This window comes from Ruegeria sp. AF5, from assembly GCF_056541905.1.
In genome coordinates, this window is the sequence record NZ_JBQFYZ010000024.1 from 1 (window position 1) to 18,075 (window position 18,075).

Annotated in this window: 16 protein-coding genes and 2 pseudogenes; 14 read left to right on the plus strand and 4 right to left on the minus strand. The window is 56.3% G+C overall.

Annotated elements, in window-relative coordinates; genetic code table 11:
- From ACR0DS_RS19135 to ACR0DS_RS19180, 10 genes and pseudogenes are all read left to right on the plus strand, one after another.
- A partial coding sequence (locus ACR0DS_RS19135) for a hypothetical protein (RefSeq protein ID WP_480616898.1) occupies positions 1–225 on the plus strand: 225 nt, incomplete at its 5' end.
- Between the two features lie 162 nt (positions 226–387).
- Positions 388–1,071, plus strand: a pseudogene (locus ACR0DS_RS19140) (IS6 family transposase).
- 201 nt (positions 1,072–1,272) lie between these two features.
- Positions 1,273–2,550 (plus strand): flavin-containing monooxygenase, encoded by a 1,278-nt coding sequence (locus ACR0DS_RS19145; RefSeq protein WP_480560831.1) that lies wholly within the window; start codon positions 1,273–1,275, stop codon positions 2,548–2,550.
- Positions 2,551–2,573: 23 nt separating this feature from the next.
- Complete coding sequence (locus ACR0DS_RS19150; protein WP_480560829.1) at positions 2,574–2,990, plus strand: RidA family protein; 417 nt, start codon at positions 2,574–2,576, stop codon at positions 2,988–2,990.
- Between the two features lie 82 nt (positions 2,991–3,072).
- Positions 3,073–3,747 (plus strand): DUF1028 domain-containing protein, encoded by a 675-nt coding sequence (locus ACR0DS_RS19155; protein WP_480560827.1) that lies wholly within the window; start codon positions 3,073–3,075, stop codon positions 3,745–3,747.
- 15 nt (positions 3,748–3,762) lie between these two features.
- On the plus strand, positions 3,763–5,259 hold the full coding sequence (locus tag ACR0DS_RS19160) for an aldehyde dehydrogenase (protein WP_480560825.1): 1,497 nt from the start codon (positions 3,763–3,765) through the stop codon (positions 5,257–5,259).
- Between the two features lie 25 nt (positions 5,260–5,284).
- Positions 5,285–6,220: a LysR substrate-binding domain-containing protein gene (locus ACR0DS_RS19165; protein ID WP_480560823.1), complete on the plus strand. Its 936-nt coding sequence runs from the start codon at positions 5,285–5,287 to the stop codon at positions 6,218–6,220.
- A gap of 108 nt (positions 6,221–6,328) precedes the next feature.
- The gene (locus ACR0DS_RS19170; protein WP_480560821.1) at positions 6,329–8,398 is read left to right on the plus strand and encodes an oxidoreductase; all 2,070 of its coding nucleotides are present in this window, start codon (positions 6,329–6,331) and stop codon (positions 8,396–8,398) included.
- Position 8,399: 1 nt separating this feature from the next.
- Positions 8,400–9,548: an acetylornithine deacetylase gene (gene argE / locus ACR0DS_RS19175; protein WP_480560819.1), complete on the plus strand. Its 1,149-nt coding sequence runs from the start codon at positions 8,400–8,402 to the stop codon at positions 9,546–9,548.
- Positions 9,545–9,823: a hypothetical protein gene (locus tag ACR0DS_RS19180; protein ID WP_480616896.1), complete on the plus strand. Its 279-nt coding sequence runs from the start codon at positions 9,545–9,547 to the stop codon at positions 9,821–9,823. The genes argE and ACR0DS_RS19180 overlap by 4 nt, the downstream gene beginning before the upstream one ends.
- A gap of 231 nt (positions 9,824–10,054) precedes the next feature.
- On the opposite strand, the gene ACR0DS_RS19185 is transcribed toward ACR0DS_RS19180, so the two are convergent.
- From ACR0DS_RS19185 to ACR0DS_RS19195, 3 genes are all read right to left on the minus strand, one after another.
- Positions 10,055–10,984: an electron transfer flavoprotein subunit alpha/FixB family protein gene (locus ACR0DS_RS19185; RefSeq protein ID WP_267364206.1), complete on the minus strand. Its 930-nt coding sequence runs from the start codon at positions 10,982–10,984 to the stop codon at positions 10,055–10,057.
- Complete coding sequence (locus ACR0DS_RS19190) at positions 10,984–11,742, minus strand: electron transfer flavoprotein subunit beta/FixA family protein (RefSeq protein WP_267364208.1); 759 nt, start codon at positions 11,740–11,742, stop codon at positions 10,984–10,986. Before ACR0DS_RS19190 ends, ACR0DS_RS19185 begins: the two co-directional genes overlap by 1 nt.
- Before the next feature lie 120 nt (positions 11,743–11,862).
- Complete coding sequence (locus ACR0DS_RS19195; protein ID WP_480560803.1) at positions 11,863–13,266, minus strand: aspartate ammonia-lyase; 1,404 nt, start codon at positions 13,264–13,266, stop codon at positions 11,863–11,865.
- 247 nt (positions 13,267–13,513) lie between these two features.
- Here ACR0DS_RS19195 and ACR0DS_RS19200 point away from each other — a divergent pair, with 247 nt between their 5' ends.
- From ACR0DS_RS19200 to ACR0DS_RS19215, 4 genes are read left to right on the plus strand one after another with little or no spacing between them, the layout of a single operon-like run.
- The gene (locus tag ACR0DS_RS19200) at positions 13,514–14,605 is read left to right on the plus strand and encodes an ABC transporter ATP-binding protein (RefSeq protein WP_480560805.1); all 1,092 of its coding nucleotides are present in this window, start codon (positions 13,514–13,516) and stop codon (positions 14,603–14,605) included.
- A complete protein-coding gene (locus tag ACR0DS_RS19205) occupies positions 14,605–15,534 on the plus strand; it encodes an ABC transporter permease (protein ID WP_480560807.1) in 930 nt (309 codons plus the stop codon). Before ACR0DS_RS19200 ends, ACR0DS_RS19205 begins: the two co-directional genes overlap by 1 nt.
- A 3-nt stretch (positions 15,535–15,537) precedes the next feature.
- Complete coding sequence (locus tag ACR0DS_RS19210; protein ID WP_480560809.1) at positions 15,538–16,347, plus strand: ABC transporter permease; 810 nt, start codon at positions 15,538–15,540, stop codon at positions 16,345–16,347.
- A 19-nt stretch (positions 16,348–16,366) separates the two neighbouring features.
- Entirely contained in the window at positions 16,367–17,404 is a 1,038-nt protein-coding gene (locus ACR0DS_RS19215) for an extracellular solute-binding protein (protein ID WP_480560811.1), read from the plus strand.
- A gap of 100 nt (positions 17,405–17,504) precedes the next feature.
- On the opposite strand, the pseudogene ACR0DS_RS19220 reads toward ACR0DS_RS19215, so the two are convergent.
- A pseudogene (locus ACR0DS_RS19220) lies at positions 17,505–17,787 on the minus strand (transposase); the annotation flags it as partial.
- Positions 17,788–18,075 lie beyond the last annotated feature (288 nt).

Genomic DNA, 18,075 nt, shown 5'->3' on the forward strand with positions numbered 1-18,075 from the left:
CTACACCAACGCAGCCGCCCGGATCTTTCATTTGATGGCATCAAAAGGCATCCTGGCCCGCACACAGGCCTGGCGCAGCAGGTAATCCACAAAAAAAACTCAATATCCCCGCAGATCACATATCCGCGGGGAGAGGTAGCTGCGGGGAATCGGACCAGTTTTTTAGGCGGATCGAATGATGAGAGAGACAACTCAGAATGGCTCGAGAAAGAACCGCTCTCGTGAACTCAAAGCCAAGGTCGCGCTTGAAGCGATCCGTGCGGAAATGACGCTTGCTGAACTGTCGAAGACGCACGGCGGGATGTGTCGCAAACTATCGGTCCGGATTGACGAGCATATATGCAGCGATGTTTGTTGTTTGCGTTTTGCTCTCCAACAGGTTTCCGCATGATTTCCTTGATAGGCTGTCATTTCCCCAAGGATGCAATCTTGTACGCAGTTTACTTCTACCTGCGGTACACTGTTTCCTATCGGAACCTTGAAGAGATCATGGCTGAACGCGGTATGTGAGCTGAGCACGCCACATAGAATAGGTAGATTGCGAAGTACTCGCCGATAGTTGCTGCTCGTACGCAATCAAAGAAGCGTCCAACTCAGAATTTCTGGAGTTTGGACGAAACCTATATTCGCGTGCGCGGGAATTGGAAGATCGCTATCGCGGAGGTGACAAAGCGGTAAACACCCTCGATTTCCTGCTTTTCCGAACGGCGAAATCGTCCAGCAGCGACCAATTTCTTTGCTAAAGCACTGTCGTCAAACGGAATCCCAAACAAAATCGTAATCGACAAGAGCGGTGCCAATGCAGCGGGCATTCGAGAAGTGAACAAAGTCCTTAATCGGTTCGGATGCCCCGCCAAAGTACAGACGATCAGGTCAAAGCATATAAACAATATGATCGAGCAGGATCACAGATTCATCAAACGACGCATGCGGCACTTACGTGGGTTCAAGTCGTTCAGATCGGTTTCAGCCACACTGGTTGGCATTGAGGTAGCCAACATGATCCGGAAGAATCAATTCGCCATTGATACGACCTCTGGCTTCCAGCTATTCGCCGAGATCGCAGAATAGCTGCGTCTGGCATAAAGCTGGCTTTGGTCCATCGAAAAGTTTGCGACACAACCTAGTCGAAATGGGATCTGGTCTTAGCCATAGCCCAAGCAATGCTTAACGAGATCATATTTCTCAGAAGCGTCGTTGATTTCTAAGATTACAAAAAGGATGCGCCCATTTGGGTAGCGACCCTCGAAGTGCCTAATAGAGGATCTCGATATGACGATTGAAACGACGGATACGCTGGTTGTTGGCGGAGGACAGGCCGGTATCGCGGCGAGTGAGCATCTGAGCAACAACAATGTCCCGCATATCGTGCTGGAAAAGAACCGCACGGCCGAAGCGTGGCGCACTGGCCGCTGGGATGCGCTGGTGGCCAACGGCCCCGCTTGGCATGACCGCTTCCCGAACATGCTGTTTGACGGCAACGATCCTGATGAATTTGTCACCAAGGACCGGTTTGCTCAGTACCTGGTTGACTATGCTGCAATGATCAAGGCGCCGATCCGGGAAGGTGTCGAAGTGATGGAAGCAACCCGCCAGCCCGGCAAGGGCGGTTTTCTGGTGAAAACCACCGCGGGTGAGATTGAATGCAACCGCATCGTTGCGGCCACCGGCGCGTTCCAGCATCCGGTTTTTCCGCCAATCGTACCAAGCTCTGAAGACATCGAACAGATCCACTCCTTCAACTACAAGAACCCTGAACAACTGGCCGATGGCGCCGTCATGGTTGTGGGCGCCGGGTCGTCCGGTGCACAGATCGCGGACGAATTGAATCGCGCGGGCCGCAAGGTGTTCCTGTCGGTTGGTCCGCATGATCGCCCGCCACGTCGATACCGCGGCCGTGATTTCGTTTGGTGGTTAGGTGTTCTGGGCCTGTGGGACATGGCGGCACCTGCACCGGGGACTGAACACGTGACCATCTCAGTTAGCGGTGCCTATGGCGGGCGCACCATGGATTTCCGCCGTCTGGGCAACGAAGGCGTGACCCTGGCTGGCCTGACAGAAAGCTATGCCGATGGTATTCTCAGCTTCAAGGGCGACCTGCGGGAAAACGTGGCCAAGGGCGACGCAAACTACATGGAAGTTCTGGACATGGCTGACGCATATGTCGCACGCACCGGTATCGACCTGCCGGAAGAGCCCGAAGCCCGCGCTGCACATCCCGATCCGGACAGCCTTGCGAACCCGCTGAACAGTATTAACCTGGCCGAAGAAGGCGTGAAAACGATCATCTGGGCAACCGGTTTCCGTCAGGATTTCAACTGGCTCAAGGAAGACGCCTTTGACGAGCGTGGCGCGCCGATCCACCAGCGTGGGGTTTCCATGGCACCTGACGTCTATTTCCTGGGTCTGCCCTGGCAATCGCGTCGCGGTTCGTCTTTCCTCTGGGGTGTTTGGCATGACGCCAAATACGTGGCCGACCAGATTGCGATTCAATGCTCTTACGCCAAATATCAGGGCGAAGCTGCCATCATCGCTTCAGCCGCAGAATAAACCAACAAAAGCAGGACACCGAAATGGCGCACACACGCATTCGCAAATTCAACACGTCGGACACGTATCCCGAACAGAATCTGGACAACGACCTGTGTCAAGCTGTCGTCACCCAGGGTGGCAAAACCGTCTATCTGCGCGGTCAGTGCCCGCAGAACCTGGATGACGCCGTCAATATTGACAGCCATGACCCGGCCGAACAGACCCACAAGGTCATGCAAAACATCAAGCAGCTGATCGAAGAAGCCGGCGGCTCGATGGAACATCTGGTAAAAGTTGTCGTCTACATCACCGATGTCCGCCATCGCGAAGCGGTCTACCGCACCATGGGCGAGTATATCAAAGGTGTGCATCCCTGCTCGACCGGCCTTGTCGTGCAAGCTCTGGCACGGCCGGACTGGCTTGTCGAAATAGACGGAACCGCAGTTATTCCCGATTAACTTGGGATGACCGGGCCGCTCTGGCTCCTTTCTCCTCTTGCTCAGAGCGGCCCGGTCTGGGATTTCTTCACAGGAGTCGTTCATGACTTTTTCTCTGGTTGCGCGCTGTCCCGACACCGGAATGTTCGGGTTGGCGATTTCGTCGTCTTCACCGGCCGTCGCCGCCCGCTGCTCGTTCGCGCGCGCAGGTGTTGGCGCTGTTGCCTCGCAGAATGTCACCGATCCCAGCCTTGGCCCGCTCACGCTGGATTTGATGGAACAGGGGTTGTCAGCAGCCGACGCGGTGGCAGAGGTCGTAAAGCGCGGTAAGTTCATCGAATACAGGCAGGTTCTGGCGGTTGACGCAAACGGGACAACAGCGATCCATTCGGGTCCAAACTCGTTGGGCATCTGGACACAGGCGCAGGCTGAAAATGTTGCGTCTGGCGGAAATCTTCTGGCCAATGACACCGTGCCGCAGGCGATTGTCGATGGGTATCTTGCAGCATCGGGTCATATCGGTGATCGCCTGATCGCGGCCATGCGCGCGGCCCTTGCCGCAGGTGGCGAGGCTGGTCCGGTGCATTCCGCAGGCATGAAGATCGTTGACAAGGTCAGTTGGCCGGTGGCGGATCTGCGTTGCGACTGGACCGAAGACTGCCCGATCGAAAACATCGCCACCGCCTGGGACATCTACAAACCGCAGCTTGACGCCTATGTCCAGCGCGCGCTTGATCCGTGCGAAGCACCTTCATACGGCGTGCCGGGCGACGAATAATCAGGGAGTATCCGAATGCCGGACCATTCACACGAAGACTGGAAGACCCGTGCCGCAAACCTGAAAATCAAGGGTCAGGCCTTTATCAACGGCAAATTCGTCGACGCCGCGTCAGGTAGGACATTTGATTGCATCAACCCGGCAACCGACGAAGTTCTGGCGCAGGTTGCCGAAGGGGACGCGGCTGACATCAACCGCGCCGTTGAAGCTGGCCGCGCCGCATTCGAAGACGGGCGCTGGTCGCGTATGGCCCCTGGTGGCCGTAAAGAAATATTGCTGAAATTGGCGAACCTGATCCGCACAAACCTGGAAGAGATGGCGCTGCTGGACAGTCTGGATATGGGCAAGCTGGTCAACGACGCCGTGACCATAGATGCCCCGGGATCGGCGCATTTCTTCCAGTGGTACGCCGAAGCCATCGACAAGATTTATGACGAGGTTGCGCCAACTGCTCCAGGCGATCTGGCGCTGGTCTCTCGTGTGCCTTTGGGGGTTGTCGGCGCGGTGACGCCCTGGAACTTCCCGCTGGACATGGCGACGTGGAAAGGGGCCGCTGCACTGGCTGCGGGCAACTCGGTCGTGTTGAAACCTGCCGAACAATCGCCCCTGTCGGCGTTGCGCCTTGCTGAGCTGGCGGCCGAAGCCGGTGTGCCCGACGGGGTCTTCAACGTGGTACCCGGTTTTGGCGCCACGGCTGGCCGCGCGCTGGGTCTTCATATGGATGTCGATTGCCTGGCCTTCACGGGCTCGACCGCGATCGGCAAGATGTTCATGCAATATTCCGGCCAGTCGAATCTGAAGCAGGTCTGGCCTGAAACCGGCGGCAAAAGCCCCAATCTGGTTTTCGCCGACTGCGAGGATCTGGATACGGCAGCCGACATGGCAGCATTTGGCATCTTTTTTAATCAGGGCGAAGTGTGCTCGGCCAACTCACGCCTGTATGTTGAACGCTCGATCAAGGACGCATTTGTCGAAAAACTGATCGTACGCGCCACCAACATGCAGCCCGGCGACCCGCTGGACCCAGCGTCGAAAATGGGCGCAATCGTGGACAGAAAACAAACGCAGGGGATCATGCGGTTTGTCGAGGAAGGCAAGAAAACCGCCAATCTCGTTGCAGGTGGTGCGCAGGTGACAGTTGCGGGCAAAGGCAACTTTATCCAGCCGACAATCTTTGACGATGTTTCGCACGACAACCCGCTGGCCCGTGACGAGATCTTCGGCCCTGTCTTGTCAGTTATTCCGTTTGACTCAGAAGACGAAGCGGTGGCGATGGCCAACGACTCGATCTATGGCTTGGCGGCCTCGGTGTGGACGGATAACCTGAGCCGCGCGTGCCGGGTATCCGACAAGTTGATGGTGGGTACAGTGTCAGTAAACACTGTCGATGCCCTCTCGGCGCAGACGCCTTTCGGGGGTATGAAACAGTCAGGGTTTGGCCGGGACTTGTCCTTGCATTCTCTTGAAAAGTATACTGCTCTGAAAACGACGTGGATCAAATACAAGGCCTGATCCCGACCATCAAAGGGGCCCGCACTTGCCGATCAGATACACCTTGCGCCAGCTTGAATACTTCGTAGCGGTCGGCGAGGCAGGCTCAATCGCGGTTGCCTCTGAAAAGGTCAACGTATCGTCGCCGTCGATTTCGGCGGCGATTTCTCAGCTCGAAAAGGAATTCGGACTACCCCTGTTCGTTCGGCAGCATGCACAGGGTTTATCATTGACCCAGGCCGGCCGGGCGATGCTTGACAAGGCACATACCGTTCTGCGCGAAGCGGAAGGTCTGATGGATTTGGCTGGCAATATCGCGGGGGTTGCGCGGGGTCCATTGAATGTCGGATGCCTGTCGACATTTGCTCAGCTGATCCTGCCCAGCATCCGGCGCAAGTTCGAGGATGCCTTCCCCGAGGTGCGCGTTCGTCAGTACGAATTGAACCAGGCCGATATATTCAGCAATATTCGCAGGGCCGAAATTGATATCGCGCTTACGTATAATCTGGATATTCCTGCCGACCTTCGCTTTGTCTCGCTGGCTGAGTTACCGCCCTACGCAATGGTTTGCGAGGGCCATCCGCTTGCCAAGCACCCGTTTGTATCTGTTGAGATGCTGGCCGATTATCCGATGGTGCTGCTCGATCTGCCCTTCAGTGCCGATTATTTCCTGTCCTTCTTCCAGAAGATCGGCAAAAAGCCGTTCATTGCCGAGAAAACAAAGGATATGGCGGTCATGCGCAGTCTGGTTGCGAACGGGTACGGGTTCGGGCTGGCCAATGTCAAACCCCTGAACAACTTATCGCCGGACGGAAAACCGCTGCGCACCATTCCCCTGTTGGGCGATGAGCGCCCGATGCGTCTTGGACTACTGATGGCCACAGATGCCGAGAACACGATTTCGGTCAAATCGTTTATCACCTACTGTACTGACTTTATTAAGGAAAATGCCTTGCCGGGAATCGAAGGCAAAGTGGAATAAGCGCACCGACAATTAGCCGAAACCTAACCGTTGATTTCGCAAGCCCAACTTTCGGGCGGCGCAATTACCTGTATCTTGCTTGACAAGTCAGGAGCGAAGGAGGCGAAATTGCGCGACCCACGTTACGATATCTTGTTTGAACCGGTGAATATCGGGCCACTCACGGCAAAAAACCGGTTTTATCAGGTGCCACACTGCAACGGTGGCGGGTATCGTGACCCGTCCGCTGCGGCTGAGATGCGTGGTATCAAGGCCGAAGGCGGTTGGGGTGTTATCTTCACCGAGCAGTGCGAAATGCACCACACATCGGAAATCACCCCGTTCATCGAACTGCGCCTGTGGGAAGACAAGGACATCCCGCAATTGCGCAAGATGTCCGAGAAAATGAAGACGCATGGCGCGCTCGCCGGTATCCAGCTGGCCTATTCCGGCATCAACGGTCCGAACCTCTACACCAAGGAAGTGCCACTGGCCCCCTCGGCGCTTCCGATCCGAACCTTTACCAATGATCCGGTTCAGGCGCGCGCGCTGTCGAAATCCGATATCCGCGATCTGCGCCGTTGGTTTGTGAATGCGGCGAAACGCTCGAAAGAGGCAGGCTTTGATCTCATCAACCTGTACGGCGCTCACGGCTTTGGCATTTTCCAGCACTTCCTGAGCCGCGCCACCAACCAGCGTTCGGACGAATATGGCGGCAGCCTGGAAAACCGCGCGCGATTCAGCCAGGAAGTGATCGCAGATATCAAGGATGCTGTGGGCGACACGATGGGTATCGCCCTGCGCGTCAGTCTGGACGAAACCATTGGCGAACTTGGTTTCTCAAACGCCGAGGTGCGCGATTATGTCGAGATGAACAAAGATCTGCCGGATCTTTGGGATCTGGCGCAAGGCACTTGGGAAGATTGCTCGGGCCCGTCACGGTTCAAGGATGAATCGGCGCAGGAAAACCTGGTGCGCGGCATTCAGGAACTGACCGACAAGCCGATTGTAGGCGTGGGCCGCTTTACCTCGGCCGATACGATGGTCAAGCAGATCAAATCCGGCGTTCTGACTATGATCGGCTGCGCGCGCCCCTCGATCGCCGACCCGTTCCTGCCGAAAAAGATCGAGGAAGGCCGGATCGACGATATCCGCGAATGTATTGGTTGCAACATCTGCATCACCGGCGACATGACCATGTCGATCAGCCGTTGCACCCAGAACCCCACGTTCATGGAAGAATGGCGCAAGGGCTGGCACCCTGAACGGATGAACCAGAAGGGCGATAGTGAAAACGTACTGGTCGTGGGCTCTGGTCCTGCCGGTCTGGAAGCGGCACGCGCCCTGGCCGAACGCGGTTACGACGTGGCGATTGCCGAAGCCACCACCGTTCTGGGTGGTCGCGTCGCGAAAGAGCGCAAGCTGCCGGGCCTCAGCGCCTGGGGCCGCGTTCTGGAATATCGGGAATACCAGATCAGCCAGAAGCCGAATGTCGAAACCTATTTCGAAAGTAAACTGGATGCCGAAAGCATTCTGGAGTTTGGCTTTCAGAACATCTGTCTGGCCACCGGCTCCACATGGCGTTGCGATGGTGTCGCGCGTCAGCACATTGTGCCGATGCCGATCGCCGAAGGGGCCAAGATCTATACCCCGGACGATCTGATGGACGGAACCATTCCCGAAGGCCGTGTCGTGGTTTACGATGACGACCACTATTACATGGGCGGCGTTCTGGCCGAATTGCTGGCCAAGAACCGGGCACAGGTTACGCTGGTGACGCCTTCGGCCTATGTCAGCGACTGGACCAACAACACGCTGGAACAAATCGCGATCCATCCGCGTCTGGTCGAGGCCGGTGTCGACATCGTGCTGAACCAGGGCATCACGGAAATCCACCCCGATCACGTCGTGTCGAATTGTACCTATACCGACCGCACCTGGCGGATCGAGGCGGATGCCGTGGTCATGGTCGCCTCGCGTGTGGGCAACGACCAGATTTTTGAAGACCTGATGGCCCGCGAAGGCGACTGGGCCGATGCGGGGATCAAGACCGTCAAACTGATCGGTGATGCCAATGCGCCAGGGCCCATTGCCTGGGCGACATATGCAGGTCACCGCTATGCGCGTGAACTCGATACGCCGGATATCGGGGATGATTTGCCGTTTCGCCGTGAAATCACGGAACTGGCTGTCGACTGATATGACGCAGACCCTGGATATTCTTGATCGGCTTGTCGGGTTTGACACGGTCAGCGCCAAGTCCAACCTCGAACTGATCGATTATGTCACTGACTATCTGGCGGCGCGTGGGTTTTCCGTGCGCCGCATTGATGATCCAACCGGCACCAAGGCGGGAATATACGCGGAAACCGGCCCGGTGGGTCCGGGCGTGTTGTTGTCCGCCCATACCGATGTCGTGCCGGTCGAGGGCCAGCCCTGGACTCGTGATCCGTTCCACCTGACCCGTGAGGGTGACAAGGTTTACGGGCGAGGCACCACCGACATGAAGGGCTATGTCGCGTCGATACTGGCGCTGGCAGACCGCGCGACCCAGGTCAAACTGGGCGAACCTTTGAAAATCGTGCTGTCCTATGACGAAGAGGTGGGCTGCGTTGGCATTCAGCATATGCTGGACCAGCTCAAGCCAATGATCGGTCGACCGCGCGCCTGTTTCGTGGGTGAGCCGACAAAATTGCAGGTGGCGGTTGGCCACAAGGGCAAGGCGGCCTTGCGCGCCACCTGCTATGGGCAAAACGGCCATTCCGCGCTGGCACCCCGGTTCGTCAACGCGTTGCATCTTGCATCTGACTTCCTGGCCGAATTGCGCGCGCTTCAGGATGATTTCGCCTTTAACGGCGCGCGCGACGCAGCTTATGCCATCCCCTATACGACGGTTCATGTTGGCAAACTCTCGGGGGGAATGGCGTTGAACATTGTTCCTGATCGGGCCGAGCTGACATTCGAATACCGCCACTTGGCTGTTGATCGCGCCGAGGACCTGTTCGACCGTATTCAACAAGCAGCGGATCGTGTGGCGAGACCCTATCATGCGGCTTGGCGCGGGGCTCGGATCGAGGTTGAACAGTACAACGCCTATCCCGGACTAGACGTCAGGGACGACGATCCGGTGGTTACCTATGCCCGAAAACTAGCACAACGCACCACCACCACCAAAGTTGCCTTTGGGACAGAGGCGGGGTTCTTTGAGAAGCTTGGCGTTCCAACCGTGGTGTGCGGACCGGGCTCGATGGAAGGTCAGGGGCACAAGCCCGACGAATACCTGTCGCTTCAGCAATTGGCTGAATGTGATGCGATGATGGAGCGTATTTTGAACGACCTGAAAACATGAGGACCAATGCACGTCTTATAACCCCCTATCTTCAGAACATGAAACGAGATGCATTGGATTTGTGGGGCAGCCCAGAATCAATTGGTTCGGAGACGATTGAGGGCGAGATCAAATGCGCAGGCAGTTTCGACATAATTAATCCGGACGCGCCTGTGTTCGGTGGCCAGTTTAGTGCTACGCGCGGCAAGTACCGGGTCACTTACAGGTTCCACGAACATGCCACTTTGCTGGATGGTGAAGTCGCCCTGACCAATGAGGCACCGGCGACACCGTAATCTATGGGCCGGGCGACAGCTGGATCATCGAAAAGGGCGCGCCGGTTGTGTAGGACATCCGCACGGACGAGGCGCGCAAATCCTTCATGGCCGTTACTGTAGACGTTTAAGCCCCTCGGCGCATAGGGAGATAGCTTTGAAGCTTGAGGTGGCTTTGAGGGGATTGAATTGAAAAAGGCCCGCTTGGTGGCGGGCCTTTGGTGGTTGTGGGGCTCTGATCCCGGGCTGTGGTCAGCCGAGTTTTTCGGTCAGCTCAGGGACTGCCTGGAACAGGTCGGCAACCAGTCCGAAGTCGGCGACCTGGAAGATCGGCGCTTCTTCGTCCTTGTTGATCGCAACGATGACCTTTGAATCCTTCATGCCCGCAAGGTGCTGGATTGCGCCCGAGATGCCGACGGCGACATAAAGATCGGGGGCAACAACCTTGCCGGTCTGACCCACTTGCCAGTCGTTCGGGGCATAGCCCGAGTCCACAGCGGCGCGCGATGCGCCAACCGCGGCACCCAGCTTGTCAGCCAGAGCTTCGATCAGCTTGAAGTCGTCTTGCGAGCCGACACCACGGCCGCCCGAGACAACAACGCCAGCCGAGGTCAGTTCCGGACGGTCGCTTGCAGCCACCTTGTCTTCGACCCACGACGACAGGCCGGGATTGTCGCCGACCGAGATGGTCTCGACCGCAGCCGAGCCACCTTCGCCCGCCGCGTCAAAGCTGGCGGTGCGGATGGTGACGACCTTCTTGGCGTCGTTCGACTTCACGGTCTGGATCGCGTTGCCCGCATAGATCGGGCGCTCAAACGTCGAGCCGTCAACCACACCCGAGGCATCCGAGATCACCATAACGTCCAGCAGGGCTGCGACGCGCGGCATCACGTTCTTGGCGTCGGTGGTCGCGGGGGCCACGATATGCTCGTACCCATCGGCCAGACCCACGATCAGCGCGGCGGTCGATTCCGCCAGGCGATGACCCAGCGACGCGTCTTCGGCAACCAGCACCTTGGACACGCCGTCGATCTTGGCGGCAGCCTCGCCGGCAGCGGCGGCCGAGCCACCCGCGGCCAGAACGGTCACGTCACCCAGCGCCCTAGCGGCGTTGACGGCCTTGGCGGTGGCGTCCAGCGCCAGTTCGCCATTGTTGACTTCGGCAAGCAGAAGTACAGCCATTACACAGCCCCCGCTTCTTTGAGTTTCGAAACCAGCTCATCCACCGAGCCAACGATGATACCAGCGGCCCGTGCCGGCGGTTCTTCGGTCTTGACGATTTCCAGGCGCGGCGTGACGTCGACGCCGTAATCGGCGGCGGTTTTCTCGTCCAGCGGCTTTTTCTTCGCCTTCATGATGTTGGGCAGCGACGCATAGCGCGGCTCGTTCAGGCGCAGGTCAACGGTCACGATGGTCGGCATCTTGACGCTGATGGTCTGCAACCCGCCATCCACCTCGCGGGTGATCTTGGCACTGTCGCCTTCGATATCCAGTTCCGAGGCAAAGGTGCCCTGCGACCAGCCCAGCAGGGCCGACAGCATCTGACCGGTGGCGTTCATGTCGTTGTCGATCGCCTGCTTGCCCGCCAGAACGATGCCGGGCTGCTCTTCCTCGACCACCTTGGCCAGGATCTTGGCAACCGCCAGCGGCTCGATATCGGTATGCACATCATCCGTCGCAACAACCAGAATCGCCCGATCAGCCCCCATGGCCAGCGCGGTCCGCAGCGTCTCCTGCGCCTGCTTCACACCAATTGAAACGGCAACAACTTCGTCTGCCTTGCCAGCCTCTTTCAGGCGAATGGCCTCTTCAACCGCAATCTCGTCGAACGGGTTCATCGACATTTTGACATTGGCGAGATCAACACCGCTACCGTCCGCTTTCACGCGGACCTTCACATTGTAGTCAATCACGCGTTTGACAGGTACCAGTACCTTCATTGTAGCGCTTTCTCCTTTTCATACGTCGTTTGGTTTTCTCCGAAAGGGGCCTCGGATACCCCTTCGCACCAGGCAACAAGTTGCGGGCTAATGGCTATATACGAGAGAGATAGAACCGGTTCATGAGGGCACCGCCCTGTCGAGCATTGCCACCGGAGATAGAATCTTGTCCAATTCGCTCTCAGGGACCAACCCTTCTTCGATAACAACATCGCGGATTGATGCGCCGGTGGCCAAAGCATGTTTGGCAACGCGCGCAGTGGCATCGTACCCCAGATACGGAACAAGTGCGGTGGCAAGAACTAGGCTGTTATCCAGCAGATCCTTGCAGCGATCCGCGTTCGCTTCGATACCGAGAACACATTTCTCGGTCAGGACTTTCGTACCATTGATCAGAATCTTCAGCGACTTCAGGAGATTGTAGGCAACGACGGGCTCCATCGCATTCAGCTGCAGCTGACCTGCTTCTGAGGCCATCGTCACTACCAGATCGTTTCCAATGGTCTGATAGCAAATTTGGTTGACCACTTCCGGGATGACTGGGTTGACCTTGCCGGGCATTATGGAAGACCCGGCCTGCACTGCAGGCAATGTGATCTCGCCCAGTCCGGCACGCGGGCCAGAAGACAGCAACCGCAAGTCGTTACAGGTTTTCGACAGTTTAACAGCCAGACGTTTGAGAATGCCCGAAAAGGTGACGAATCCTCCCAGGTCGGAAGAGGCCTCGATCAGGTCACTGGCGTGTTTGAGGTCGAAGCCCGAAATCTCTGCCAGGTGGGCAACGGCGCACGTGTCATAGCCGACTTCGGCATTTACAACGGTGCCAATTGCAGTACCACCAAGATTGATTTCCGTTAGACATCGCCCAATTTCGCGGATTCGATCAATGTCCTCACCGACGGTGACGGCAAAAGCTCTGAATTCGGCGCCCATAGACATGGGCACTGCGTCCTGCAATTGGGTTCGACCGACCTTAACGATGTCGGCGAAGGCCCCGGCGCGATCTTCAAATGCAGATTGCAACCCCTTTAACGCGGCGCAAAGCGGCTCTACATGAAAAAGTACAGCAAGCCGGACGGCAGTCGGATACACATCATTTGTGGACTGACCGTGGTTCACATCGTCATTGGGGTGGAGATGCTCGTACTCTCCGGGGGCATAACCCAGCTTTGTTAGGGCGAGGTTTGCAATGACCTCATTGGCATTCATGTTGGTCGAAGTTCCTGCGCCACCCTGAATCATGTCCACCACGAAGTGTTCGTGATGCTTGCCGCCGATAATTTCCTGGCAGACCGCATCTATCGCTTCTGCCTTTTGCGTCTCAATGCCACCAATTTCGGAATTTGCCCGAGCGGCGGCTTGTTTGACCATGGCCAGGGCAACGACGATGCTGGAAAAATGTGACAGCGGCACGCCGGTGATCGGAAAGTTCTGCCGTGCACGCTCGGTTTGAATTCCGTACAGAACCCCAATGGGCAGGTCTAGTGACCCGATCGCATCCGCTTCACTTCTTCTAGATTGCATAGACAGTATTATCCCCGTGTTTGCCCACTTCGACTAGCTCAACCAGCAGGTCGATCAAAAGACAGGCTTTCCACAGCGTTGGTTAGTTTGTCACAAAGCAAACATGCAGGAGCATTATATCTACAAATCAAAAGATGAACCCAAGGGTTAGGTATTTGCTAACGAACGCTAAGGAACACAGTTCTTAACGCCTCAACACTGCTTTTCTATCGTTTCAAAAAGCAGATGCGCGTAAGGGAGGTTCCTTTTGCCACACAACCCAAAAGTTGCGATTGATGTGCAGAGCGCCGTGAAACGCTATGGCGATTTTACTGCGTTGAAGACAATCTCACTCACGATCGCCGATAACGAATTCTTCACGTTGCTTGGCCCGTCCGGGTGCGGCAAGACAACCCTTTTACGAATGATCGCGGGGTTTGAATCCGTCACTGAAGGCGCAATCTACCTTTACGGAGAAGAGATTGAAAACCTGCCGCCAAACCAGCGACCGGTGAACACAGTTTTCCAGAACTATGCGCTGTTTCCGCATATGACTATTCTTGAAAACGTGGCTTTCGGCCTGGAAATGCGAGGCAAATCCAAGAGTGAAGCACGCAGCCGTGCGGGCGAGATGCTTGAACTGGTGCAACTATCTCAATTTGCGGCCCGCAAGCCGTCGCAGCTTTCGGGCGGTCAGCAGCAACGCGTTGCGCTGGCTCGGGCGCTGGCTCCACAGCCCAAGGTATTACTTCTGGACGAACCTCTCTCGGCGCTGGACCTGAAGCTGCGCAAGGCGATGCAGATCGAACTGAAACATTTGCAGCGCGAGACCGGGATTACCTTCATCTTCGTCACGCACGATCAGGAAGAAGCGCTGACAATGTCAGACCGGATCGCGGTAATGTCCGCCGGCGAACTGCAACAGCTGGGTACGCCGACCGATATCTATGAACGTCCACGCAACATGTTTGTGGCGGATTTCATCGGAGAAACCAACCTGTTGGAGGTCTCGGTCGATGAGATCCGCAATGGGCGCGCGATCTGCCATCTGGGCGGCGGGCACGAGCTGACCTGTGATCAGGTCGAAGGGATCAATCCCGGCTCCAAGGTGCACATGTCGATCCGGCCCGAGCGTCTTTACATGTCCGACAAACCGGTTGAAACCGAAAGCCTGAAAGGTCGCGTCAAAGAAAACATCTTTGTCGGCACCGATATCAGCACAATCGTTGATTTGCAGGATGGCCCGGATTTCGTGGTGCGCACGTCAAACTCGGATCGTGGTAACAAACGTATCTTTGAGCCTGGCACGGACATGTTCGTCAACATGGAGCTGGGGGCGGGTCGCCTCCTGGTGGACTGATGGCAGCAGGTGCAGCAAGCGGCGGCAGCGCAACAACCGACACGTACAAAGAAGCCAGAAACTGGCTTTTGCTTCCGGCCTGGACGGTTTTGACAATCTTCGTATTGGCCCCGGTTCTGATGATGCTGGTCTATTCCTTCCTGACCAAGGAATTCCGGGGCGGCGTGATCTGGGAATTCAGCCTTGCAGCTTACGATCAGTTCTTCTTTGACCGCGGTCTTTTCGGGGACGAGCCTCCCAAGATCGAGTGGACCTATATCACTATTTTCTGGCGGTCGATCTGGCAAGCAGGTGCGGCGACACTGCTGAGCCTGGTGATCGGTTTTCCAACCGCATATTTCATTGCGACACGTCCGGAAAGCGTACGCCCGCTGTGGGTCTTCCTGATTACAATTCCCTATTGGGTAAACCTGCTGATCCGCACCGTGTCGATGAAATTCCTGTTAAGGGATCAGGGGCCGTTGAACGACTTTCTGATCAATATCGGCCTGATCGACAGCCCGATCGCCATCGTTAACACCAATTTCGCGGTTCAGTTGGGTTTGTTCTATTCCTACTTGCCCTTCATGGTTCTGCCGATCTACGCAGCTGTCGAGCGGTATAACTTCTCGCTGAGCGAAGCTGCTGCAGATCTCTATGCAAGCAAAATGACAACGCTGCGCCGGATCGTGTTGCCAGCTGTGAAGCCGGGTGTGATGGCGGGCTGCATTCTGGTCTTCGTGCCTTCTATGGGTTCGTTCCTGGCACCTGACCTGCTGGGCGGTGCAAAGAACTTCATGATCGGTTCTTTGATCGAGGAACAGTTTAAGGGCAACGCCGGGAATTGGCCGTTTGGTGCGGCCGCCTCGATGATCCTTCTGACTATGGTGTTGATCATCCTGGTGATCTCGGCCCGTCAACAGGCCAAAGCCAGCAAGGCGAAGGGGTAAGTCATGGCGCAGGTGAATGAAAACATCAAGTCCTACAGGGGCTTCAAAACCGTCACTCTGGCTTGTCTGGTGATCCTATATGCCCCTCTGGTCATCGTGACGATCTATAGCTTCAACGCATCCCAATCGATCACCAACTGGGAAGGTCTTTCGCTGCGCTGGTATACCGATGTGTTTACCGGTCCTGAAAGCGCCAAATTCAAAGCTGCGGCGTTCAACAGCTTTACCATTGCGATTGTCGCGGCCACCATTGCAACGACAATTGCGACGCTGGCTGCCACAGCGATGGTTCGAGGCGGCAAGTTCAAGCTGCGCGCGGCAACATTTGGGCTGATTTCTCTACCGATCATGGTCCCCGAAATCGTGCTTGCTACTGCCACACTGATCTTTTTCAACTCGATCGGGTTCACCCGCGGCTACACAACGATCCTGGTCGCCCATATCTCTTTCTGCATTCCCTTTGCATACCTGCCGATCTCAGCCCGGATGCAGGGGATCGAGGACAGCTACGAGCAGGCAGCGCTTGATCTTTACGCCACCAAACGACAGGCGTTCACCAAGATTTTGCTGCCGCTAATGATGCCGGGGATCATCTCGGGCTTTCTGCTGGCCTTCATCGTCTCGCTTGACGACTTCATCATCACCAACTTCGTCAAAGGTGCGGGTGTCGAAACATTGCCCACCGCAATCTTCGGGTCGGTCAAGCAGGGCATCAAACCAAACATCATGGCGATTTCAACCATGTTGCTGAGCGTATCGATCATCATGGTTACGATCAGCTATTTCGTCAGCAAGTCTGACAACACAAAATAACCCAACAAGGAGCAAATCCATGAAACATCTTCTGAAATCCAGTGCTGCAGCTTTTGCCCTTGCAGTTTCAGCCAATGCGGCCGTCGCTGAGGGCGAACTGGTGGTCTATCACTGGTTCGAATACATACCGCAGGAACTGCTGGACAAGTTCACCGAGCAAACCGGTATCGCCGTGACAATGGACACCTACGACTCGAACGAAGCGATGCTGGCCACGTTGAAAGCAGGCGGCATCGGCACCTATGACGTGGCAGTGCCCGGCGATTATATGGTTAAAATCATGGCTGGCGAAGGGCTGCTGGATACCATCGCCGAGGGCGAGTTGGTCAACAAGGGCAACATCTCGGCCGAATGGGCCGACCCAAGCTTTGATCCGGGCCGTACTCATTCGATCCCGTATCAGTGGGGCTCGACCTCGTTTGCGGTGAACCGCGATGTATACAGTGGCGACATTCAGACTACGGACATCCTGTTCAACCCACCCGCCGAACTGTCAGGCAAGATCAACATGCTGGACAGCCAAGGTGACGTGATGGCCATGGCCTCGCTACACCTGGGCATCCCGCAGTGTTCGAACGATCGTGAGCAACTGAAGGCACTGAACGATATGCTTCAGAACGCCAAACAGCACTGGGTGTCGTTCAACTCGGATACCGCCAAAGAGGTGCTGGTGTCCGGTGATGCGGCAGTCGGTCAGATCTATGACGGCTTTTCCGCAAAGGCTCGGGAAGAAGGTGCCAACGTCGAATATGCCTTCCCGGCTCAGGGCTACGTGGCGTGGATGGACAATGTTGTTCTGCTGAAAGATGCGCCGAACCGCGATAATGCCCTGAAATTCATGGACTTCCTGCTGGAACCGGAAAACATTGCCGCAGTGACCAACTATGCGCAGTATAACGCGGGCGTTAACGGGGTGACCGAGTTCCTTGATCCGGAACTGGCGGCGCAGCCTGAAAAGAACCCTCATGCGGACGCGGGACAAGGCGTGTTCCTCGAAGTCTGCGACGAGGAAACTCAGGCGGTCTATGACCAGATCTGGACCAATCTCAAGAAATAGGTCGGTGTAAGCTAAGATTTGGCGGCGCTTTTGTTAAAAGGGGCGCCGAACAAACCTATTGAGACAAAAAGCCCCATGAAACGCGTTACAGTCTGCAGTATTTTAAAGCTTCTCTGAACCAGTCTGCATCATAGCCTCGGTTTCCGAAAGCCACTCGACATTTGGTGGAGTCCTTAGCAATGCCCTCGCCCCGATGTAAGCGCTGACCTTTCCAGCGGTGGCGAACAGGTTGATCGGACGCCCCTGACTGTCGCAGACGGTGTGCAGCTTTGTGTTCATGACACCGTTGGTCCGATCAATCAGGCGTCTACGCCCCCAGTTGTTACGCCCAAACTGATCGCTGTCCGATGTGCCTTCAGGTAGGTTGCGTCGATCTGTTTGGTCAAAGCCTTTTCCGGCAATCCGGCATGCCCTTCCAAATGACACGCGGCGTTGACGCGAAATAACCTCACAGGAGACTGCGTTGCGTTTGAAGTCAGCGACGAGCTCAAGCGGCTTGATGTCGTGTTATTCCCAAAGTTTGACTATAGGTGTCGCGCAGTTATCGGGTGCTGCCCACCGTTTACCTGTCGATCTTCTCGCTACCAAAAGGTGCCATATACCCCCTTCCGACCCTGATAACGTAATCAAATCCAGATGCGCTTGACGTCAAGTGTATCTCGTCTTAATAA